The sequence below is a fragment of the Pseudoalteromonas sp. JC3 genome (genome assembly GCF_030291895.1).
Classification (GTDB): domain Bacteria; phylum Pseudomonadota; class Gammaproteobacteria; order Enterobacterales; family Alteromonadaceae; genus Pseudoalteromonas.
In genome coordinates this window covers 75,906-98,238 of sequence record NZ_CP127855.1, presented here as the reverse complement: position 1 = coordinate 98,238, position 22,333 = coordinate 75,906, and the positions used below count along the sequence as shown (strand labels likewise).

The following is a 22,333-nucleotide window of genomic DNA, read 5'->3' as shown; positions in this document are numbered from 1 at the left end:
AACACAGATCTGGGCTTTAGTAGCCTCGATAAATTCATTGTTGCTCTCCATTGCTTATCATTTAGTCTGCGTGGTAGTGTGAAGATACACCAAGACTAAAGAGGCGACAATGTTCAATCCGCTTACAGATGTTATTTTTAAATTAATTTGTCAAAATCAATCTTTAAAAGTACACACTATTGCCGCCGCTCTGATGGAACAACAGCAACTACCTCGCCTTGATGAAGATGAAAATAAAAATCTCTTCAAGCGCAACTTTCTGATCATGAATGCCCTGTACCAACTTCAGCAAGAAGTATTCGCTGAGGGTCAATACCTGCATGTTGAAGCGCTCAATGTTTATCTAGCTCCACGACTAGGTGAACATCAATTAGCATTAGATGATCCGCTCAGAAGCTACTATTTAGATTGGCAACACTATGAAACCAGCAGTGAAGAAGTGAGTGCTCTGTTGGATAACTTTTGGCAGCGCTTTGCATTCAATGGCGCTCGCCAGCGAATTAATATCAAGGCTGACGAATTAAACGCGATTAAAACACGCTGGCGACTGCCTAACGGATATGATCGCAGGATGTTAAGTCAATGTTGGAGAAAACTGGCCCTGACTCATCACCCAGATAAATCAGGTGATGAGGAGACTTTCAAACGCTTAATGAACGAGTATGAGATACTTAAGCAGACCTTAAGCACGTAGGGCTTTATAGCGCTTATTTTTAATTTTGCTATTGTTAAGCTTTCGTAGTGCAGGCTTTACTGCCTCGCGTTTTACAGCCACGAAGGTTTGTACATCATATATATTGATTTTACCAATTTGTTTAAAGTTAATGCCCTCTTCACCTGTCAAGCTGCCGACGATATCTCCTTTGCGAAGCTTTTGTTGCTTTCCACCTTCAATCATGAGGGTCACCATATTCGACTTATAGGCTGGTTTTTCGAGCAGTGAATGGCCCGGCAACGTGCCATGTTTTAGCTCTTGACCATATATTTCCGCCAACTGTTTTATTTTGAAGGCTTCTTTTTCTCCATAAAGAGATACTGCGATACCTTTGTGCTCACCCCGGCCCGTACGACCAACACGGTGAATATGCGTCTGGGGCTCAAGCGCCAAATGATAGTTAACCACAAGCTCAACTTCCTCAACGTCGAGCCCTCGAGCAGCCACGTCAGTGGCAACCAAAATATTGGCACTCTTATTAGCAAAGGTGAGCAATGACCACTCACGCTCACCTTGATCTAAATCGCCATGTAACTCGACACAAGCAAGTCCGGTTTGGCGTAATTCTTCGAATAGTCGCTTAGTCTCAGCTTTGGTATTACAAAAAACGATACAGCTTTGCGGCTGGTGCTGCATTAACAGCACTCTCAGCGCGTTAAAGCGCATTTTATTGTTGTCTAACTTATAAAAGGTTTGCTTAATGCTGTGGTGTGCTTGTTCTTCTTTTGCTTCAACAAACTCTGGCTCACGCATATATTGCTTCGCCAGTTTCATGATCTTATCTGGGTAAGTCGCACTAAACATTAGTGTTTGTCGAACTTCAGGGACATACACTAAAATGCTTTCTAGCGTTTCAGTAAAGCCCATATCCAGCATCTGATCAGCTTCGTCGAATACCACAGTCTGCGTTTCAGTTAGCATGAGTGAGCCATTAAAAACATGCTCTTCAACTCGACCAGGTGTACCAACAACAATATGCGCACCGTGTTGCAACGCCCGTGTTTGAGGTTCAATTGGCGTTCCTCCGCAGAGTGTTTGCACTTTGACGTTACCAATTAAAGCCGCAATTTTTCTGATCTCTTGTGCGACTTGATCAGCCAACTCTCTCGTTGGACATAACACCAAAGCCTGAACCTCATTGCACTCGGGCTGCAACTTATTCAGCAGCGCAAGTGAAAACACCAGTGTTTTACCAGATCCAGTTTTCCCTTTCACGACTAAATCTCGTCCGGTCAGCGCCGGCGCTAAACTCACAGACTGTACTGCTGTTGGCACCATGTAGTTAAGATCTACAAGGCGCTGAGCAAGCGCTTGGTTTAGAGGTAATTGAGAAAATGAAGTGATCGACACAGTGCTTTCCTATTCGCTATCTTAATCGCGTATTTTATACCAAATGTGTAAATTCGCTAACCGCTTTACTCTATTATTCCAAGATAAAGCGCCCCTAGATTGTGGATGAATTATCCTCATCGCAATACACGGACTTACATCACAATTTATGCTTTAATCTCTCGGTAACTCCATTTTTACCAAGGATTATCATGAAGTTTAAATCACTATTGGCATTTGGTTTATTAAGCGCAGGTTTGAGTACAGCACTGCAAGCCGAAGAATTTACTACACAACAATTAGAACAAGTTAAACAAGTTAGAGAAGCCGCAAGCCACAGCAACCTAAGTTGGCAACTACTAGAATCCCTCACCACAGAAGTAGGCCCACGCTTACCAGGTACCGAAAATGATAAAAAAGCGGTAGCTTGGGCAAAGAAACAATTTGAGCAACTGGGCTTTGACAAAGTCTGGCTTGAGAAAGCAACCTTTCCTGAATGGCGCCGCTACCATGAGTCTGCAAAAATCCTGATACCGAGCGAACAACCGCTACACCTTACAGCGCTCGGTAACAGTGTCAGTACACCAAAAGATGGCTTAAGTGGCGAAGTAGTGTTGTTTGAAACTCTCGATGAGCTGATTGCTGCGCCAGACAACAGCTTAAAAGGTAAAATAGCTTTTATTAATTACCGCATGAACCGCGATATTGATGGTAATGGCTATGGACCGGCAGTAAGAGCTCGTAATAGCGGCGCCGTAGAAGCGGCTAAAAAAGGCGCTATCGCCTATATGATGCGCTCAGTCAGCACCAGCCACCACCGCTTCGCGCACACTGGCGGCAGTCACTATAAAGCGGGAGTGACAAAGATCCCGTCCACTGCAGTTGCGAACCCAGATGCGGATCAGCTAGCACGCCTTATCAACTCTGGTCATGCAGTTAAAGTCGCGCTAAATATTCAAACTGAGGACTTAGGTGAAGGAACCAGTTATAACGTCATCGGTGAATTCTCTGGTACTGAGTTTCCAGAGCAATATGTCTTGATTGGTGGTCACTTAGACTCTTGGGATCTGGGTACTGGTGCACTCGATGATGGTGCTGGTGTTGCATTAACGATGGCGGCAGCTAAGCATATTGCCGATGTAAAACGCCCTAAACGTAGTGTCCGCGTAGTCCTATTTGCAGCAGAAGAACTCGGTCTTTGGGGAGCAAAAGCTTATTTTAAAAAGCATCAGGCAGAATTAGACCGCATCGTAGCCGCATCCGAGTCCGATTTTGGTGCAGATGTAGTGTATGCGTTTGAATCAAACGTAAATGCCGCTTCCTTACCGGTTGTGCGTGAGATTGCAAAACAATTGGCGCCACTTGGCGTTACTTATATTGGCAAGAATAGCGCACATGGTGGTCCTGACTTAATTCCGCTGAAAAATGCTACATCAGCGCCAATCTTCGCTTTACACCAAGATGGAACCGATTATTTTGATTATCACCACACAGCCGATGACACGCTTGATAAAGTCGATCCAGAAAAACTAAAGCAAAATACCGCGGCATACGCCGTATTTGCCTTAATGGCAGCCGATGCCAAAACGAAAATGGCAGGGAAATAAAATCTTACACTTATGGGGACAAGTACACTTGTCCCCTACACTCAAGTTGCCTACCTTAGACATACCCACACCTAACTAACTAATAGAATATGGAAATCAAAAGCGTATTTTTTTCCTTTTACGACACAATATTCAACTTCATCAGTAAATATAAAGTTGCCGTGTCGGCACTAATTGTGGTCACTATTGCATTTTACTTTTATAACCAGCATCAACAACAAATCGCTAGTTATCAAACATACTTAGCATCCCCACAAATCGATGACCTGATTATTTTTGACGCTGGCAAGAACACTGGGCAAGTTTATGATCCTGCTTTTCAGATATTACAAATTACTGAGCTGACAGATGACAACATTGAAGTGAAGGAAAGTGCCTACACTTATCGAACAATGCGTAACATCACCCGAGATATCCGTGTCAGCATGCTAATGACCGATCATTATTTTAAGCCACAAAGGCTGACGCTAGAAAAAGACAATCTATTAGACTTACTTGACGATGAAACCATAGTCTCCGTATACAGGCCTGTAGGGATCCATGTACTCGGCGGCGTTGTTAGACAAAGATTTAAAAAGCCGAAGCCACTATATAATGGACCTAAGATCTCTGCACAGAACCAAGAAGCAATTCACGCTTACAGCCAAGGAAACTTTGAAGAAGCAAAAACGGGATTTGCAGCAGCGGCTAAAACCGGCAACCCTTGGGCACAATATAACTATGGGACAATGCTTCGCGACGGTGAAGGCGGTGCAAAAGACATTAAAAAAGCGATCCACTGGCTTAAACTTGCCGCAGAGCAAGGTAATCATAAAGCACAGACAGCCCTGGCTAAGTTATGCCAAGACCACCCCTGTTAACTGTGACTTTGCTTGTGATACTGCACAGTCAAAACGTTTGCTTCAAACTCTTGTTGTGCCACCGGTTTAGAATGAAAATAGCCTTGTGTCATATCACACAGTAAATTCTTTAAAAACATGCATTGTGCGGGGGTTTCAACCCCTTCCGCAATGACCCTTAAGTTCAATTTATGCGCCATCAATATAATCGCACTGACGAGCGCTTTATCTTCTTCATCTTCAGGTAAATCACGAATAAAGGTTCTATCAATTTTCAATTTAGAAAGCGGGAAGCGCTTGAGATAACTCAACGACGAATATCCAGTACCGAAGTCGTCAATCGCCAGTTCTACGCCGATTTCTCTTAATGCTTTTAATTGTGACAATATTTTGTCTGAGTTTTCAACTAGTACTGACTCTGTGATTTCCAATGTCAGATATTTAGCTTCTAGTCTGGTGTCTTTAAGTACTTTTCTTACTAATGCAACCATATCTTGGCGTTTAAACTGGATACTAGAAACGTTAACTGCAATAAATAAGGGTCTACCGTAGTTGTCTTGCCAAGCTTTAACTTGAGAACAAGCGTGATACAGCACCCATTCTCCAATGGGTAAGATAAGCCCTAGTTCTTCGCAAACGGGAATAAATTGCTCTGGAGAAACATGGCCTAGCAACTCACTTTTCCATCTTAACAACACCTCGCAGCCAACGAGGTCGCCTCTACCAAGCTGTGAAAAAATAGGTTGGTACACCAGTGATAATTCTCGATTAGACAGCGCTTTGTGCAAGGCACTTTCTAACACGCTACGCGCTTTGGCATGTTGATGCATCGCTGAAGTATAGAATTGAAAACAGTCGCGACCATGCTCCTTCGCTTTATACATTGCACTATCGGCATTACGTAGCAAGATTTTTCGATCGGTGCCGTCATCTGGGTAAAGCGTGATCCCCATACTACCGGATACATAAGCTTCGTGCCCTTCCAAATGAAAAGGGTTGGCTAGTGCACGTAAAATCTTAGTCGCAACCTGCTCTAAATCACTGATAGAACTTATATCTTGTAGCAATAACGCGAACTCATCCCCACCTAATCTTGCAACGGTATCAGAACTGCGCACGCACTCATTAATACGGTTTGCAGCTTCTTTGAGTAGTAGATCACCAATATGATGTCCAAGCGTGTCATTCACTGCTTTAAAGCGGTCAAGATCGATAAAACAAATTGCAAAGCGCTCTTCTAGCTGAGCTGCTCGTTTTAACGCTAAATCAAATTTAACGTGATAATGATGGCGGTTTGCAAGACCTGTCAAACTATCAAAGTTGGCTTGCTGCCACATCAACTGTTCGTTACGTTTTCTCGAGGTAATATCACTGAATAACGCAACATACATATCAATTTCCCGAGCATCGTTAAATACTGCAGATACTTGCAGCCAACTCGGATAAATTTCACCATTTTTGCGCTTGTTCCAAATCTCTCCCTCCCAATGGCCTTTGTTAACCAAGTCATCATATAACGCGTTGAAAAAGCGCTCATCGTGACGTCCAGAGTTCAGGATTGATGGAGTCTCCCCTATCACTTCATCCATGCCAAAGCCTGTAATTTCGCTAAATGCACGATTTACCATTTGGATTTGATTATGTTTGTCGGAGACCAACACACCTTCAGAGGTTGTCGAAAATACCGTACTTGCCAAGCGCTGTTCTCTTTCGTTCTCAAGCTCTTCCGTAATATCTTGAATAACATAGATAAAACCCAGTTTTGCTTGTGTTTCACTTACCACCGGGGCACAAGAAACCCGCACATTGCGATAGCCAAAACGCGCATCGAGTTGGCACTCAAGTGTTCCTTCCGTCAGCAGCTTTTCACTATCAAGCACATCAAATAAGGTATAAATAGATTTTGATTTTAACGCTTCTAAACTATCAAAATCCTTTAACACTGAGCCATTAGCGGCTTCAATGTGATGAGTTTCATCCGTAAACACCAGATATGCTTTAATACCATCAAAAATGGCACTGAGTTTCGCACCTTGGTCTTGTGCTCGCTGATTGGAGCGCCTTAGCCTGACCAAAACGGTCATCAATACCGCCATCGATAGAATAAGCACAGCAATTACCGCAGTTAACAAAATGACCTGTACCATATTGGCTTGCTTGATTTTTTCAGTCTGCAGCATGACCTGTTGTTCAAGATTGGCTTGGTAATGCCAAAGATCTTGCTGTAGCTTACGCTGCTCACTCATATCTTGAATGATAGAAAGTAACCTTGGTTTACCATCGCTATCTTCAAACGGCGTTGAGTGAACACTCACTGTTTTAGTACTACCGTCTGCAGTTTGATGTTGGAAGATAAAATAATTGCGGCCTTCATTTAATGCCGCTTGACGTTCATTAGCAACCTGCTCGGCAGTAAATAAGTTGATATCTTGAATGGCTTTCGATTCTAATATAGCCTCGCTGTAGCCATAAAATGCGGCAGCAGCTTTATTGGCATCTAAAATCTTTCCAGACGTGGGCTCGATGATCAACATCACCGCGCCATGATTAGAAAAAGTATAATATGGTAACTCGTGAGCTGGTGCGGTCATACAAAACGGCAACAGCAGCCCCCCGAGCAATTTTGACATCAACTTCAAACTCAGACCCCTCAGGATATCGTTTTATGCAACCGCGGCGACTATAGCGCAAAGGGTATGTGAGCTACATCGAAAGTCGATTTTTGCTTGTTTCATATCAAAACAACTCAACACACACATCTTTTTATAACAATTTATACACTTGCTCCGGCGTACTGACAAGCCGATACGCTCTGAAAGTGTAGTCTATTTCGCAATAGTGTAGACGCAAAAGTGAGTCACTAAACCTTTTCACCATCCCATCCGTACAGCTAGGAAAAATATGCCTAGTTGATATACTAGGCCAAACTCAACTCACAGTGCGCCGATGAAATACCAAGACTTACGAGATTTTATAGCCCAGCTTGAAAAACAAGGAGAACTTGTTCGCGTCAAGCAGCCCATTTCCACCAAACTAGAAATGACTGAAATTGCAGACCGAACGCTGCGAGCAGGTGGACCCGCTATCCTATTTGAAAACCCTGTTGGTTATGACATTCCGGTACTGGCTAACCTATTTGGCACACCAAAGCGCGTCGCAATGGGGATGGGACAAAGCGATGTCAGTGAACTAAGAGAAGTCGGCAAGTTACTCGCTTTTTTAAAAGAACCCGATCCACCGAAGGGAATTAAAGAAGCCATTGGCCAGCTACCGGTATTCAAACAAGTGTTGAATATGCCAGCCAAAGAAGTGAAAAAAGCCCCATGTCAGGAAGTTGTACTGAGCGATAATGAGGTTGATCTCACTAAACTACCTATTCAACATTGCTGGCCTGGTGATGCCGCACCTTTAATTACATGGGGGTTAACGGTAACCAAAGGTCCTTATAAAAAGCGTCAGAACCTAGGGATTTATCGTCAACAGCTATTGGGTAAAAACAAAATTATTATGCGCTGGCTATCACATCGTGGCGGTGCGCTTGATTTTCAGGAGTGGTGCAAAGAGCACCCCGGCGAACCGTATCCGGTATCTGTTGCACTTGGCGCTGATCCCGCGACGATTTTAGGTGCGGTAACCCCAGTTCCAGATACGCTAAGCGAATACGCATTTGCAGGTCTACTGCGTGGTAGTAAGACGCAGGTTGTTAAATCAATTTCAAACGAACTGCAAGTACCAGCGAGTGCCGAAATCGTCTTAGAAGGATATATTCAACCGGGCGAGCTCGCGCCAGAAGGCCCATATGGCGATCACACCGGCTACTACAATGAAGTTGACGACTTCCCTGTAATGACTGTCACTCATATGACACATCGCAAAGATCCTATTTATCACAGCACTTATACGGGCCGCCCGCCTGATGAGCCAGCTATTCTTGGTGTTGCGCTCAACGAAGTATTCGTGCCGATTTTACAAAAGCAATTTCCGGAAATCGTCGATTTTTACCTTCCACCAGAAGGCTGCTCATACCGCATGGCGGTCGTCACCATGAAAAAGCAGTATCCAGGTCATGCTAAACGCGTGATGATGGGCGTATGGTCTTTCCTTAGACAATTTATGTACACCAAGTTTGTCATTGTTTGTGATGATGATGTAAATGCTCGCGACTGGAATGATGTGATTTGGGCGATAACAACACGTATGGATCCCGCAAGAGACACCACCTTAGTTGAAAGCACGCCTATTGATTATCTCGATTTTGCTTCCCCTGTGTCCGGACTTGGTTCTAAAATGGGTATGGACGCAACCAACAAGTGGCCGGGTGAGACCGACCGTGAATGGGGCGAGCCTATCGTTATGGATCCCAAGGTTAAACAACGCGTTGACGAAATTTGGGATACCCTAGGGATCACCATCAAATGACATATATCATCTAACATTGTGCACTCAGCTATGCTAGAGTGCACAGACTTTAGCCACGTGCTTAATAAAGGTAACACATGCAAGTATTAGCAGCAGAGGTTGTCTCAATTACACCTCTTACGGAATTTGTTCACAAAGTTATATTAAAACCTGAAGAAGCGGTGCAATTCGAAGCCGGCCAGTATCTGCAATTGGTACTTGGTGAAAAAGACAAACGTGCTTTCTCGATTGCCAGCAGCCCTTCAAAAACAGAGCAGTTAGAGTTACATATCGGTGCTTCTGGCGCAGACTCTTATGCCATGCAATCACTAGATCACCTACGTAACGCTTTTGATACAAAGCAAACCGTTGCATTAGAAGTTGGTCTTGGCGTATCTCAGATCCGTGTTGATCAAGCGCGTCCACTAGTTCTACTTGCCGGCGGCACTGGGTTTTCTTATGTCAAATCTATGGCCGATCACTTGGCTGAAACAGGTTACGACCAACCTGTTTTATTTTATTGGGGTGTAAAAGAAGAATCTGCGCTATATGCAAAAGCGGAGATGGAAGCTTGGGCCGCCTCAAATAAACACTTTCAGTTTATTCCTGTGGTAGAAAATGCCAGTGAGGCATGGCAAGGCCATCGCGGCTTCGTTCATCAGGCTGTGATGAAAGATATCGTTTCTTTAGAACCGTACAGTATTTATATGGCTGGCCGCTTTGACATGATAGGTATCGTGCGTGATGACTTTATCAATCATGGAGCTGAGCGCGACTTTATGTACGCCGACGCTTTTGCGTTTATTAAGTAACCTGAGCTGCGGATAATTAATGCCTTTCTAGCAGCCAGTTTTAGCGCTAACTGCGTTGAATTCACTTCCAATAGCCAGCTATTGGTGCGTAAATTCGCCTTATTTTCCCTAAAACTCTCTGGCTAGACAAGGAAAAAACTAAGTTGTGCTTTAGAAACAATGAGTTGGAACATTCCTTATCCAAACCTCAGGTTAAGTAACTTAAGCCAAGTTATTTAATAGCAATTTATCCAATGTGTGGCAGGTGTTTAGTCACACATTGGAAAAACAGAACGAACCAATCAAAACAATCCATTTTACCAAAGCAGTCTCACCCGCTACTCTCATATTACACACAAACACCGCGAGAAATATGATGAGTAAACTCTATGTTCGTGACATCATGTCACCCGATTTCCCACAGTTAACCGCCGAGACCGAACTAACCGACGCGATTAGTTTGCTACAAAAGCATCATTTAATTGGTGCGCCAGTGATAGATGCACAGCGTCATCTTGTTGGATTTATTTCAGAGCAGCAGCTACTCAAGCCTTTGCTTAATTCCAGCTACTTTTGTGATGGTAAAGTACAGCTGAGAGACTTACTGGCTACGCCTGCCCTCAGTATCGAAGCTGCAACAACCGTTGTCGACCTTGCACAACGTATGCAGCAAAATAGTCCTAAGGTTTATCCCGTACTCAATGAAGGCAAAGTGATTGGAATTGTGACACGTAGCCAAGTCGTTGCGGCGCTAAAAGAGAGTTATCTTAGCTGTGCGGGGTGATCCCACACAGCAATTTCAGCCTACGCTTTCTTTGCAAGCAACGCTTTTTTATCAGCTTCGCTTAAAAAGGCAATCTCAACCGCATTGCGCTGCGCTTTATGGATATCACTCAAATCTAAACCTGCCGCCGCAGCTGCATGGCTATACTCGTTGTCCAACTCGATACCTTGAACCGCAGGGTCATCGGTATTGATGGTTGCCAATACACCATGATCTAAAAATGCTTTCAATGGATGCGTGGTTAAACTTTCGACAGTACTTGTTTGGATATTACTGGTTAGGCAAGACTCGATCCCGATACGATTATCACGTAAATAGTCCATCAGAGCTGGGTCATGGATTGCTTTAACTCCGTGACCGATACGTGTTGCACCAAGTTCTTTAATGGCTTGCCAGATACTTACCGCGCCCTCAGCTTCGCCAGCATGTACCGTCACACCAAGGTAAGCATCGCGAACCTGCTTATAATGTTCAATAAACAGCTCGCCCGGGAAGCCCAGCTCGTCACCCGCGAGGTCAATCGCAACCAACTGCTCTTTAAAGGCAAGTAGCGCGTCTAGCTCATATTGGCATTTCTCAACACCAAATGTGCGTGACATAATCCCGATCAGGTTAACCTTAATGTCTTGGCCTTTAACTGCACTTTGTACACCGTCGACTACGGCTTCAACAACGCCCTGCGGGTGTAGATTATGGGTTTTTGCCATGTAGTAAGGGCTAAACCTTAGCTCAGTGTAATCAATACCTTGTGCAACTGCGTCGGCAACATTTTCAATCGCAATACGGCGACAAGCATCGTAGTCACCTAGTACCTTTACGCCCCAATCTAGTTTTTCAAGAAACGCCATTAGATTAGGTGCATTGTTCAACACTTGAACATACGGGCGTAGACCTTCGAGATCCGTTGCTGGTAAATCCATATTAAACTGCTGGCCAAGTTCTAAAATCGTTGTAGCACGAACGTTACCATCTAAGTGGCGATGTAAATCTAATAGTGGGAGTGTGTTATTGATCATAAGAGACTCGATTTGCAGTTAAAATTTTTGGGATCATACGCACCTAAACTGAGATAGCAAGGACATATGTCAGAATTGAGTATAGCTAACTTTAGTACAAAAAAGCCTGCACATTGCTGCGCAGGCTTTTCGTTACGATTTTGCGATTAAATACGCTTTCTCGTAGGTATGCATTTTTTCGTAGGCGAGCTGAGCTTGCTTACTCCAGCGCGCTTCCCAAGGGTTTGCGCTTAAAGAATCAAAGATCTTCGCAGCAAGTTCATAATCCCCCTCAGCATTGCAAAGGCAAGCCAATGAGAACAGCAACTCCTTGTCATCTGGATGTTTTTTCAATTGCTGCTGCAGTGCTAATTTGAGTTCATTACTACTTTGCGTGCTGTGTTGCAGATAGTCCGCCAACTGGTGATATTGACCTTGTTTAAGCAGCTTCTTGAGCTCGCCCAACACTTCCGCTATGCGTCCCTGTTGCAGCTTCACCTTATTAAGAGCAGGTATTGCATGCGCTTTTACTGCCTTAGGTAGCATATTAAACAAAGTGTCTGCTTGCTCTGGGGCTATCACAAACATGCGCTCGAACACACTCTGCCACTGTGTATCACTCCAGTTGAGCTTTTTGTGCCACTTCGCGATTTGTGCAGCGGCCAGCTCGGGTTGCTTAGCCTGTAGGCAAGCTAAAATGTAACCGCTAAGCACCGCAGAAGTTGGTTTAGCCGCAGACATTTTATCATCAAGTAAAGCCAACGCCTGTTCACTATTATTTGCCTCTAGCCATAGTGCCGCGAGCTGCCCTTGGTTGTCATCTGATATTGCTTCTAGCTCCGTATTCGCTTTGACAATATCTCCTTGTTTTAACGCCGCTTTGGCTGCGATGGCACGCACATAGTCTTGGCGTTCATCCGGCTGCGGCGTTTTCGTCAACAAAGTTGCGGCTTGTTCCACTTCGCCGTTAATAAATAGCCACAAACTTTCGTTCCATGCTTGTTGCGCTTTTAGTTTGCGCTTTCTGGAAAAATGACCTTTCGTATTGACTAGGCGATGCCACGACCAACGCACTACCTTACCCAACAACACTAAAGCGGTGATGACAAGCAACAACAAGATAGTGAAAGACACTATGCTGCCTTCAATCGTGGTTTGATTGAAAGAGATCAACACATAGCCTTTCTCATCAATGAGCAAATGACTGGCGGCTAGCGCGATAAAGATAAGCGCGAAGGTGATGATTTTTGCCATCATTTTAGCCACCCTTTTACTGCTGCTGGGGTGGCAAGCTCAATCGACTCTTGGCGCTGAACTTCACTGCGGCTCAGCTTGTTTAAAGCCTGCTGCATCGCGCTCACAGGCGCGTGTTGCGTATCAAAATAACGCGCCAATGTGTCGGCTGCACTATCAAGCGCACTGAAGTAAATGCTCGCCTGTTGATCCATTAATGCGGTTTGTGCTTGGGTTAAATAAGCACGCAGCTGCGTGCGTATAAGCAGCTGCTCGTTTTTATCGAGCAGTGGGTCTATCACCACTTCATCATGATGACGTATGGTAATAAAGTCATCAACCAACCCCCGCCAAGAGCGCTTTAAGTTCGCTTGCCAATCATCAACCTGTTGCGATAGCGCAGCATCTTCACTCGCTGCCTTTTGCGGAATCTGCTTGGTTTTGATCGTTAGCGTATCAACTTGAGACAATAAACCATGAAGCTCAAAGTAAAGTGACTCCGTTTGTGGCTTAGGCAAGGCCTTCAAAGCGGCAATATCTTTAGCAATCGCCTGCTGAACAGCAGCCGTGTTGGACTCAGACTCTAAGCTCTCTTGCAAGCGCTGCAGAATAGCGATTGCGCCAAGATAATCTTGCTCTGCCGCGACCTTAAATGCAGCAAGGCGCTGTAAATACAATGCTTCAGAGGCCACGGCACCGCTTACTTGCTGCTGCGCCTTGGCAAGCGTCTGCGTTAGCTGGGTTTCCACATGTTGCTGCTGCTCAGCCAATCGCTTTGCGACATTGTCTTGCAACGAATCAAGCACATTTTCTACTCGCTGAAGTTGCGATTTAGCGCCACTCAGCTGTGTGTTTAGTAGCTGATTTTCAGCGTTAATCGCTTGGTTAGCTAACAACGCTTGTTGCAACTGTTGCTGCTGTTGCAAATAAACATAGCCAGCACCAGCGCCACTACCCAGTGCCACTAATAATGCAAGGAGCGCAACCTTACTCACACCAGCCTTAGCGTGATGTGGCGTTACGGTTTGCTCTGCTGCTTTTGCAGCTTGCTGGGTATTTGTATTCTTTGTTTGCGATTCAGACTGAGTCATTTTGCGCCCTTGCTGCTTGGTATAGTCGATGATACTCCCTGCGATGGCACGATTATCAGGGCCATGACATACCACAATTTGAGACTGTTCGATGTTATAGGATTGCTGTACATGCTCAGCAATACGTTGGCTCACAACAAAGAAAGTGCGCTGAGCCAACCAATCTTTACTTGCTGACGACTGCGTATTAAAAATCGCATCCGCTGCACTATTACTGGTAATGACTATACCTTCAATCTGCTGGCTTCGCCAGTGGTCTAACCAGCCATCTGCATTGTCTTTTACGGCAACGCGTTCATAAACCACCAAACTGTCAAGGATGGCCCCCCGCGCTTTTAAAGTTTGCGCAATAACGGGACGCCCGCCTTTCCCTTTGACCAACAATACACGCTTGCCCTCAACAGAGGACAGCTGCGGGAGTGCAAGCAAGCCTTCGGAATCAGGTTGTTTAGGGTATTTAGCCTTGATATTTAGGGTCTGCTGGATAGCATCGGCCGTGCCTTCGCCAACAGCAAAAGCTGCGCAATGTCCAGCTAATGGTACTTCTAATTGGTGAAAGTATCGCACCGCATCTGGCGAGACAAAAATAGCTAACTCGGCTTCGCTTATCATTGCTTTGGCGGTGTCACTCACCGCCACTTCGTTAAGCTGCAATACTGGGCAAATCACTGAGCTAATTTGCTGCTGTGTCAGCAACTCAGATAAAGGCTCTGATTTGCCAACGGGTCGAGTTAGCACAACTTTCATTTAAGCGTCCCTATAAACCTCAGCAAGAATTTTATCTGCACCTTGCGCAAGTAAGGATTCTGCCAATTGAATTCCAAGTTGCTCAGCCTCTGCAACCATACCTGAGCATTCGCCGCGCAAAATTTCGCTGCCATCGACAGCACCTACTAAACCGCGCAAGTGCACCTGATCGCCCGAGACTTCGGCGTAAGCACCTATAGGAACCTGACATCCTCCTTCCAAACGGCGGTTCATCGCCCGCTCGGCAAGTACACGAATACGTGTATCAGTGTGCTCCAGTGGTGCGAGGAATGCTTTAGTTTGAGCATCATCGCTACGACACTCGATGCCGACAGCGCCTTGACCATTGGCCGGTAATGAAGCTTCAGGTTCAATATAACTTGCGATTCTATCCACCATTTCTAAACGGATAAGTCCCGCAGCGGCCAAAATAATGGCATCAAACTCACCCGCATCTAGCTTGGCTAGGCGAGTATTCACATTACCGCGTAAGTCTTTAATGATTAAGTCCGGACGAGCCGCTCGAATTTGACATTGGCGACGCAGGCTTGATGTGCCAACCACAGCAGCCTCAGGCAACTCTGCAAGTGAGGTATAAGTATTAGACACAAACGCGTCTCTTGGGTCTTCGCGTTCGCAAATAGTATGCAGCTCGAGCCCTTCAGGGAAATCAACAGGTACATCTTTCATTGAATGCACTGCAATATCTGCGCGCCCTTCTAACATGGCCTGCTCAAGCTCTTTGACGAACAACCCTTTACCGCCAATTTTTGCCAGTGGCGTATCTAAAATCTTGTCGCCTTTCGTCGACATCGGCACGAGCTCTACTTTTAGATTCGCATGGTGTTTTTCAAGCTCTGCCTTAACAAATTCGGCTTGCCATAGCGCCAAAGCACTTTTGCGCGTTGCAATACGTAATATGGAAACTTGTTCTGTCATGATTTGCCTTTCATTTATTGCAGCGTTATTGCCGCTGCAAATAGTTAACTATGTGGTGATGGCAGTCAGTCACATGCTGCCATACACAATACTGCGAGTAAGATTATTGCTGACTATTATCCACAATGCGGAACGTCTTTTGGGCAAGCAGTTGTCCAGACTGCGTCACCACCTCAACACGCCAATCTCCGGTTTGACTCGGCATGACGTTCTTACTTGAATAAGTACGGTAGCGCGCGGCTTGGATCGGCAGCTCCACTTCTGCCATCAGCTCGTCTTGATGAAACCACAGGTGCGACACCACTTGATCCTTAAGCGCGTGCACTTCAGTGAAAAAGTACAGCTTGTCACTAAACTGAGTGGTCGCAATTACCTCTTTCAACACATTCGTTGGTTCGCGGTCATCAATCATAGTAGTGAGTACAGCGCGGCTGATAAATTGCGTGTCGATTTTTGCCCCTAGCGCGACACTGGCTATGCGCGCTTCAGCATCAAATTGATTTTTAGCTTCAGCCCTTGTTTCTGTTTCTGTTTCTGTTTCTGTTTCTGTTTCTGTTTCTGTTTCTGTTTCTGTTTCTGTTTCTGTTTCTGTTTCTGTTTCTGTTTCTTCAGAAGCTTGTTGCTGTTCTTGGTCTAGTGCAATGACTTGAGCGACCTCTATTGAGGGCGTCGTTAAAACGGTATCAGGTGAGGTATCCGCACTTAGCTGCTCGCCCTCACGCTCTTCATTAGAGTCTACTGATTCAGGAGAGTCATTCAGTGATGTATCGGTTTGCGCAATGGTGGCATGCATAGGTACTGCCACTTGGGTATCATCTTCATCTGCATTGACGTTATTCACGACACCATAAACCCCCGCGGTCGCAATGCCAGCAAATGCTGCCGTTGCCATAAAAATGCGTTTCCAGTGCCATTGATAGGTCACCGCTGAGGGCTCTGAGGGTTGCTTACTCACCGACGTTTTTATGACAATCTTTTGTGACATTGCTTTGCTCCTGTATCTGTCACCAGTACCTTATACCACTTAATATTAATCGCTCAGTCTCGTAATTAACCAAGCGCGAATGGCTTTTAACTCGTCAAGACAGACCTGATGCTCCATTGGGTAGTCTTGCCAGCTCACTTCATAGCCTTGCTGTTGTAACGTGTTAAATGCGTGCTCACCTGCAAACATAGGCACGACAGGATCAGCACTGCCATGCGCCATAAAAATAGTGAGCTCGCTTTGCTGTGCTTCTGCGCTGAGTTTTTCAGGCACACACATATAAGTTGATAGTGCCATGACACCAGCCAATTTAACAGTTAAACGCGGTGCAAGATGGAGCGCGATCACGCCCCCTTGAGAAAATCCAGCTAAGATAATGCGGTTAGCTGGAATACCTTTATCTAACTGTGCCTGAATTAACGCTTCAACCTGAGCTGATGAGTCTCGCACACCTTGCTCATCCGCTCTTTTATCCAGATCAAATGATTTAATGTCATACCATGCACGCATCACCATACCACCATTTATGGTGACCGGCTGCTCTGGTGCATGTGGAAAAATAAAGTGTGCACCCAATTCCTCAGGCAGGTTTAACTCAGAGGCAATGGGTAAAAAGCCGTTTCCTGAATCGCCTAAACCATGGAGCCAAATAATACTCGCTTTATGTTGTCCTTTGGCAGGATAATCTACAAACTCCAACATTAATCGTGCTGCCACTCTATTGCGATATTTGCCTGTTTAGTCGCCGCGTCGCTCATAAATTGCCAAAACTCAGCACCGGAGCGATTATCAATCCACTGATCGCCACGCAACTCAAAGTGATGACCATTAAACTTAGTCGCCACCCAGACTTGGTGCAATGGTGCTTGTTTGTTGATAACAATTTTGCTCTTGTCAGGGAAAATAATTTCTAGAATTCCCGATGCTGATTCGTAATCTAAATCAGCGTCACAATCATCGATCTGCTCTTCAATAGTCAACATTAGCGCATCGGCTAACTCATGATATTCACTTTCTGTCATCGTGATTTCCTCTTACTGACGCACTGCGGCATGGTGCCTAAGCTTAACTCGCTATTTGAGCAATTTGATGAAGACGAAATTTCAATAGCGAAAAGCTGCTTTTTTTATCAATTCTGTTACTCTGCGATTATAAAGGCACTGACACGAATTATCTAATGAAAGCGACACCTTATAAATTTAGCGTAACGGCACTTGTTTTTACTACTTTAATCGGATTATCGGGTTGCGGTCAAAGCGGTCCGCTTTATTTGCCTGAACAACAGGCTAAAAAACCAAACCAACCGAAAGCAGCACAAGCAAACCAGCCTGAAGCAGAACAACAGGAGCGTTAAAATGGATTATTTCAATTATCAAGATGGCGAGTTATTCGCTGAAGATGTCGCCATAACCACAATCGCCGAGCAATATGGTACTCCTTGCTATGTCTACTCGAAGAAGACTTTAACGCGGCATTATCACGCTTTTACGGATGCCGCAGCCGGTCATCCCCACTTAGTGTGCTACGCAGTAAAGGCGAATTCAAATATCGCCGTGTTGAATGTCTTGGCTCAGCTTGGTTCTGGTTTTGATATCGTGTCGAAGGGTGAACTTGCGCGAGTGCTAAAAGCAGGGGGAGATCCTCAAAAAGTCGTTTTTTCTGGTGTTGCGAAAACGGAAGATGAAATTGCGTTTGCGCTTGAGACTGGGATTAAATGCTTTAATGTTGAGTCAATTGCAGAGCTTCACCGCATCAGTGAAGTGGCAACCAGACTGGATAAAATTGCGCCAATTTCATTGCGTGTAAACCCAGATATCGATGCAAAAACTCACCCCTATATTTCAACCGGGTTAAAAGAGAACAAATTTGGTATTGATATCAAAGCCGCATTTGATGTTTACCAGCTCGCTTATGCCCTACCGGGTTTAAAAGTGGTTGGGATCGACTTTCATATCGGCTCTCAGTTGGTTGAGGTTAATCCATTTTTAGCGGCGTTAGATAAAGTGCTGGCCCTAATTTCTCAACTTGAAAAAGCGGGAATTTACTTGCATCACCTCGATATCGGTGGCGGTCTTGGCGTGCCCTATGACGGTGAAAAACCGCCGCATCCGAGTGCTTACGCTGCAGAGATTAAAGCGCGATTGGCGCAGTTCAATGATCTAGAACTCATTTTTGAGCCTGGTCGAGCGATTGCTGCCAATGCCGGTGTGTTGGTGACTAAAGTCGAATTTATTAAGCCAACCGAGCATAAGCATTTTGCCATTGTTGATGCTGGTATGAACGACATGTTACGACCATCGCTTTATCAGGCTTGGCAAAATATCGTACCAGCCACACCGCGAGACGACGTTGACGCGATAAATTACGACGTGGTTGGTCCAGTGTGTGAAACGGGTGACTTTCTAGGTAAAGACCGAGTACTTAAAATTAAGGCTGGCGACTTATTAGTACAGCGCAGTGCAGGCGCGTATGGCTTTACCATGAGTTCAAACTATAACTCACGCCCCCGCTGTGCAGAGGTCATGGTTGATAACAACCAACACCATCTAATCCGCCAAAGAGAGCCGTTAGAATCTCTGTGGCAATTTGAGCAACTACTGCCACAATAATCGACTTGGATACATCCTAGGGGTGCAAAACAAGGCTTAATGCCAAGCAGCTTCCCTAGTCGAGGTATCCATGGCAAAGTATTAGTAAAGTGAGGCCATGGTTTTATACCAAAAGATAACCACTCTATGTTTATAAACTTTTCAAAAATGCATGGTTTAGGCAACGACTTTGTGGTGATAGATAATGTCACCCAAAATGTGTTTTTGTCTCGAGACCAAATTAAGAAGTTAGCAGATCGCCACTTTGGAATTGGCTTTGATCAGCTGTTGATGGTTGAAGCGCCTTATTCCCCGGACTTAGATTTTCATTATCGTATTTTCAATGCCGATGGTAACGAAGTTGAGCAGTGTGGTAACGGTGCTCGCTGTTTTGCTCGTTTTGTCCGCATGAAGGGCTTAACGAACAAACACAAGGTTTGTGTCTCTACAAAGGGCGGCAATATCACCCTTTATACCGAAAAAGACGGCCAAGTTACCGTGAATATGGGCAAACCAAACTTTAACCCACAAGCCATTCCGTTTCGTGCAAACAAACAAGAAAACACCTATATTTTAAGAGCCGACGAACATACGGTGTTTTGTAGCGCGGTTTCTATGGGCAATCCTCATGGCGTGATTATTGTCGATAGTGTAGAAACCGCAGAGGTAGCTACACTTGGACCACTCCTTGAACACCATGAACGTTTCCCACAAAAGGCCAATATTGGCTTTATGGAAGTGATTTCTCGTGAATACGTTAAGCTACGTGTTTGGGAGCGCGGCGCTGGCGAAACGCTTGCCTGTGGCACAGGAGCATGTGCTGCCGTAGTTGCAGGCATAATGCAAGGCAAGTTAGAAGAAACCGTTAGGGTCGACCTACCAGGTGGCAGTCTTCAAGTGCGTTGGGGCGGTCAAGGTCAAGTAGTGAAAATGACCGGACCGGCGGAGCATGTTTTTGATGGGCAAATCGCAATATGACCATAAAAGAAGCAAATTCGACTGAACAATTAGTCATTGAGTACCTGCGCAAGCATCCTGATTTTTTGCTCAGGCACCCTTATGTGCTATTGGATTTGCAGCTACACCACCAGCAGCAAGGGCTTCCAAACCTTGCTTTGCACCAACAGCGGATGCTCCGCGATGAAGTCAACTCACTACAGCAGCAGATCAAAGACATGGTCCATTATGCAAAAGCCAACGAGCTGGTTTTCAAGCAATTGAGTGAATGCCAATTGGCTATCATGCGTTGTACTGAGTTGAGTGCAATCAATCATACGTTAGCACAGCGCTTTGAGGACCACCCGGACATCCAAACATGTAAACTCATCAACATCGATGATACGCTTTTGGAACTCGTGTCAGCTAAACTGAGCAGTAACAACTGCTACTTAGGACGACTCAGTCAGTCACAAGCTGAACTCTTGTTTGCCGATATTGAAGTAGGATCGGTAGCACTTTACCGCGTTGATGCGTCAGACAAAGGTCGCTTTATTCTGGCTTTTGCCAGCCGCTCACCAGAACACTTTTCGCCACAACACGACAATATGTTGATCACGGCTTTTATTCAAACATTATCGCTTAAGCTCGAAGCACTGGCATGAGCCTAACACCACTATCGGAAGATTGGACGCAACCAGTAACCGCCTTTATGGCACACTTGCGCCACGAAAAGCACTACTCAGAACATACACTAACCCAATACAACACTCAGCTTATTCAAGCAGCGCAGTATTTTTGTGACCACGCCTCTTCTTGGCTAGAAGTCAGTGGCGAGCAAATTCGCCGCTACAGCATGAAGCTTCGCGGTCAAAATTACAGCCCAAGAACCATCAACCTTAAGCTCAGTTGTATTCGGAGCTTATATAAATTTCTCAAGCTCAAGTCACAATCGCAACAGGCAGTCGTCAATCCCGCGCAAGGGATCCGAGGGCCTAAGTTTCAAAAGCCACTCCCAAAGAACCTTGATGTTGACCAAATGGGACAACTTCTGGAAATTCAGGCAGATGATGCGCTTGCCATTCGTGATAAGGCCATGATGGAATTAATGTACTCTAGTGGTTTGCGATTAAGCGAGTTGATTGGCGCAAACCTATTGGATGTCAAAGACGGTGAAATACGCGTGCTTGGTAAAGGCGGCAAGGAGCGTGTTGTGCCTGTCGGTGGTAAAGCGCTAAACGCACTAGCTGATTGGCTCAAAATAAGGCCGCAATTTGCAACATTGGAAGAACCCGCGCTTTTTGTGAGCAAATTAAAGCGCCGGATCAGTCCTCGCCATGTCCGCGCAAGAATGAAAGAATGGGGTCTGAAACAAGGGGTTAGTACACCTATTCACCCCCATAAACTGAGGCACTCGTTCGCCAGCCACATGCTAGAATCCAGCGGTGACTTGCGCGCGGTACAAGAGATGCTTGGACATGCCAGCTTATCAGCCACTCAGGTCTACACCCATTTAGATTTTCAACATTTAGCAAAAGTGTATGATAGCGCTCACCCAAGAGCGAAAAAGCAAAAAGACGAGTAACAATGAGATTCAATAAGCCCATTTCAGACATTGCCGCCATCAGTTTTGATTTAGACGATACACTATACGACAACAGGCCTATTATCATTGCGGCCGTTAACGCCATGACAGCGCACCTGAATACTATTCCCGAGTGGCAAGCGAGGGGGCGATCATTCTGGTCTCAATGTCGAAACGAAACGCTCAAACAAAACAGTGCGCTTGCAGAAGATGTGACAAAGTGGCGTCAAGTGGCACTTGAATGGGGCTTCACGGCACTGGGCTTTGATACCGCAACAAGTAGACAGCACGCACTACGTGCCTACCAAGCCTTTGCCGATGCCCGCAGTAATATCACGGTCAGCGACGCCGTCATCAGCCTGCTTGCTCAGTTACGCAGTCAATATCACATTATTGCTATCACTAATGGTAATGTCGAGATAGATAAATTTAATCTTCGCGATAGTTTTGACTTAGTGCTTCGCGCTGGAATTGATGGCCGCGCTAAACCTCACCCTGAGCTTTACCAGCTTGCCTGCCAGCATTTTAACCTTGCACCACATCAACTTCTGCATGTTGGCGATAGCTTAGATACCGATGTACAAGGAGCACACCGTGCTGGCTGCCCTAGTGTTTGGCTTCGCAATCACTTTGCACCATACCAGTACAAAGGATTAGCCAATGTGGAAATCGATGACATACAAATGTTAAAAAAGATGATGTAATGTTTCCTTTCATGCGGTTGCATTCGGTGCTTGAATAACGTACTAATATTGACTTCCAAAAAACGAT

21 protein-coding genes are annotated in these 22,333 nt (G+C 45.3%); 12 read left to right on the top strand and 9 right to left on the bottom strand.

All coding sequences use genetic code 11. From position 1 onward, the window contains the following. Positions 1 to 109 precede the first annotated feature (109 nt). On the top strand, positions 110 to 694 hold the full coding sequence (locus QSH61_RS00480; RefSeq protein ID WP_010604244.1) for a DNA-J related domain-containing protein: 585 nt from the start codon (positions 110 to 112) through the stop codon (positions 692 to 694). Here the strand turns inward: QSH61_RS00480 and dbpA are convergent. Continuing rightward, the gene (gene dbpA / locus QSH61_RS00475; RefSeq protein WP_102055843.1) at positions 683 to 2,065 is read right to left on the bottom strand and encodes an ATP-dependent RNA helicase DbpA; all 1,383 of its coding nucleotides are present in this window, start codon (positions 2,063 to 2,065) and stop codon (positions 683 to 685) included. The two genes, QSH61_RS00480 and dbpA, sit on opposite strands and share 12 nt — an antisense overlap. A gap of 191 nt (positions 2,066 to 2,256) precedes the next feature. Between dbpA and QSH61_RS00470 the strand changes: the two genes are divergently transcribed. Both QSH61_RS00470 and QSH61_RS00465 read left to right on the top strand, forming a co-directional pair. After that, positions 2,257 to 3,651, top strand: coding sequence for a M20/M25/M40 family metallo-hydrolase (locus tag QSH61_RS00470; RefSeq protein ID WP_174170988.1), 1,395 nt, complete (start codon positions 2,257 to 2,259; stop codon positions 3,649 to 3,651). Between the two features lie 89 nt (positions 3,652 to 3,740). After that, entirely contained in the window at positions 3,741 to 4,511 is a 771-nt protein-coding gene (locus tag QSH61_RS00465; RefSeq protein ID WP_102055841.1) for a tetratricopeptide repeat protein, read from the top strand. On the opposite strand, the gene QSH61_RS00460 is transcribed toward QSH61_RS00465, so the two are convergent. After that, on the bottom strand, positions 4,508 to 7,120 hold the full coding sequence (locus QSH61_RS00460; protein WP_206472108.1) for a sensor domain-containing protein: 2,613 nt from the start codon (positions 7,118 to 7,120) through the stop codon (positions 4,508 to 4,510). The two genes, QSH61_RS00465 and QSH61_RS00460, sit on opposite strands and share 4 nt — an antisense overlap. Positions 7,121 to 7,436: 316 nt before the next feature. Between QSH61_RS00460 and ubiD the strand changes: the two genes are divergently transcribed. From ubiD to QSH61_RS00445, 3 genes are all read left to right on the top strand, one after another. Continuing rightward, positions 7,437 to 8,909 carry a 4-hydroxy-3-polyprenylbenzoate decarboxylase gene (gene ubiD, locus QSH61_RS00455; protein WP_174170991.1) on the top strand — a complete coding sequence of 491 codons (1,473 nt, stop codon included), beginning with the start codon at positions 7,437 to 7,439 and terminating at the stop codon, positions 8,907 to 8,909. A 77-nt stretch (positions 8,910 to 8,986) separates the two neighbouring features. Next, a complete protein-coding gene (fre, locus tag QSH61_RS00450; RefSeq protein WP_010604238.1) occupies positions 8,987 to 9,700 on the top strand; it encodes an NAD(P)H-flavin reductase in 714 nt (237 codons plus the stop codon). Positions 9,701 to 10,052: 352 nt separating this feature from the next. Further along, complete coding sequence (locus QSH61_RS00445; protein WP_370599214.1) at positions 10,053 to 10,463, top strand: CBS domain-containing protein; 411 nt, start codon at positions 10,053 to 10,055, stop codon at positions 10,461 to 10,463. Positions 10,464 to 10,483: 20 nt separating this feature from the next. Here QSH61_RS00445 and add read toward each other — a convergent pair whose 3' ends face one another. The 7 genes from add to cyaY all read right to left on the bottom strand — a co-directional run bounded on the left by add (position 10,484) and on the right by cyaY (position 17,475). Next, a complete protein-coding gene (gene add / locus QSH61_RS00440) occupies positions 10,484 to 11,479 on the bottom strand; it encodes an adenosine deaminase (RefSeq protein ID WP_206472107.1) in 996 nt (331 codons plus the stop codon). Between the two features lie 132 nt (positions 11,480 to 11,611). Further along, positions 11,612 to 12,715: a heme biosynthesis HemY N-terminal domain-containing protein gene (locus QSH61_RS00435; protein ID WP_206472106.1), complete on the bottom strand. Its 1,104-nt coding sequence runs from the start codon at positions 12,713 to 12,715 to the stop codon at positions 11,612 to 11,614. Beyond that, positions 12,712 to 14,529 carry a uroporphyrinogen-III C-methyltransferase gene (locus QSH61_RS00430; protein ID WP_206472105.1) on the bottom strand — a complete coding sequence of 606 codons (1,818 nt, stop codon included), beginning with the start codon at positions 14,527 to 14,529 and terminating at the stop codon, positions 12,712 to 12,714. Before QSH61_RS00430 ends, QSH61_RS00435 begins: the two co-directional genes overlap by 4 nt. Next, complete coding sequence (hemC, locus tag QSH61_RS00425) at positions 14,530 to 15,468, bottom strand: hydroxymethylbilane synthase (protein WP_206472104.1); 939 nt, start codon at positions 15,466 to 15,468, stop codon at positions 14,530 to 14,532. It abuts the gene before it with no gap. Positions 15,469 to 15,571: 103 nt separating this feature from the next. Next, a complete protein-coding gene (locus tag QSH61_RS00420) occupies positions 15,572 to 16,453 on the bottom strand; it encodes a DUF2914 domain-containing protein (RefSeq protein ID WP_206472103.1) in 882 nt (293 codons plus the stop codon). A gap of 45 nt (positions 16,454 to 16,498) precedes the next feature. After that, positions 16,499 to 17,155, bottom strand: coding sequence for an alpha/beta hydrolase (locus tag QSH61_RS00415; RefSeq protein WP_174171020.1), 657 nt, complete (start codon positions 17,153 to 17,155; stop codon positions 16,499 to 16,501). Next, on the bottom strand, positions 17,155 to 17,475 hold the full coding sequence (cyaY, locus tag QSH61_RS00410; protein WP_010378141.1) for an iron donor protein CyaY: 321 nt from the start codon (positions 17,473 to 17,475) through the stop codon (positions 17,155 to 17,157). The genes QSH61_RS00415 and cyaY overlap by 1 nt, the downstream gene beginning before the upstream one ends. Before the next feature lie 155 nt (positions 17,476 to 17,630). On the opposite strand from cyaY, the gene lptM reads away from it, so the two are divergent. The 6 genes from lptM to QSH61_RS00380 all read left to right on the top strand — a co-directional run bounded on the left by lptM (position 17,631) and on the right by QSH61_RS00380 (position 22,266). After that, positions 17,631 to 17,807: an LPS translocon maturation chaperone LptM gene (gene lptM / locus QSH61_RS00405; protein WP_099031388.1), complete on the top strand. Its 177-nt coding sequence runs from the start codon at positions 17,631 to 17,633 to the stop codon at positions 17,805 to 17,807. Position 17,808: 1 nt separating this feature from the next. After that, a complete protein-coding gene (lysA, locus tag QSH61_RS00400) occupies positions 17,809 to 19,062 on the top strand; it encodes a diaminopimelate decarboxylase (protein ID WP_206472102.1) in 1,254 nt (417 codons plus the stop codon). Positions 19,063 to 19,188: 126 nt separating this feature from the next. Next, on the top strand, positions 19,189 to 20,019 hold the full coding sequence (dapF, locus tag QSH61_RS00395) for a diaminopimelate epimerase (RefSeq protein ID WP_174170997.1): 831 nt from the start codon (positions 19,189 to 19,191) through the stop codon (positions 20,017 to 20,019). Continuing rightward, positions 20,016 to 20,642: a DUF484 family protein gene (locus QSH61_RS00390; RefSeq protein ID WP_206472101.1), complete on the top strand. Its 627-nt coding sequence runs from the start codon at positions 20,016 to 20,018 to the stop codon at positions 20,640 to 20,642. Before dapF ends, QSH61_RS00390 begins: the two co-directional genes overlap by 4 nt. Next, positions 20,639 to 21,562: a tyrosine recombinase XerC gene (locus QSH61_RS00385; protein WP_102055832.1), complete on the top strand. Its 924-nt coding sequence runs from the start codon at positions 20,639 to 20,641 to the stop codon at positions 21,560 to 21,562. The genes QSH61_RS00390 and QSH61_RS00385 overlap by 4 nt, the downstream gene beginning before the upstream one ends. A gap of 2 nt (positions 21,563 to 21,564) precedes the next feature. After that, the gene (locus QSH61_RS00380) at positions 21,565 to 22,266 is read left to right on the top strand and encodes an HAD-IA family hydrolase (RefSeq protein ID WP_206472100.1); all 702 of its coding nucleotides are present in this window, start codon (positions 21,565 to 21,567) and stop codon (positions 22,264 to 22,266) included. Positions 22,267 to 22,333 lie beyond the last annotated feature (67 nt).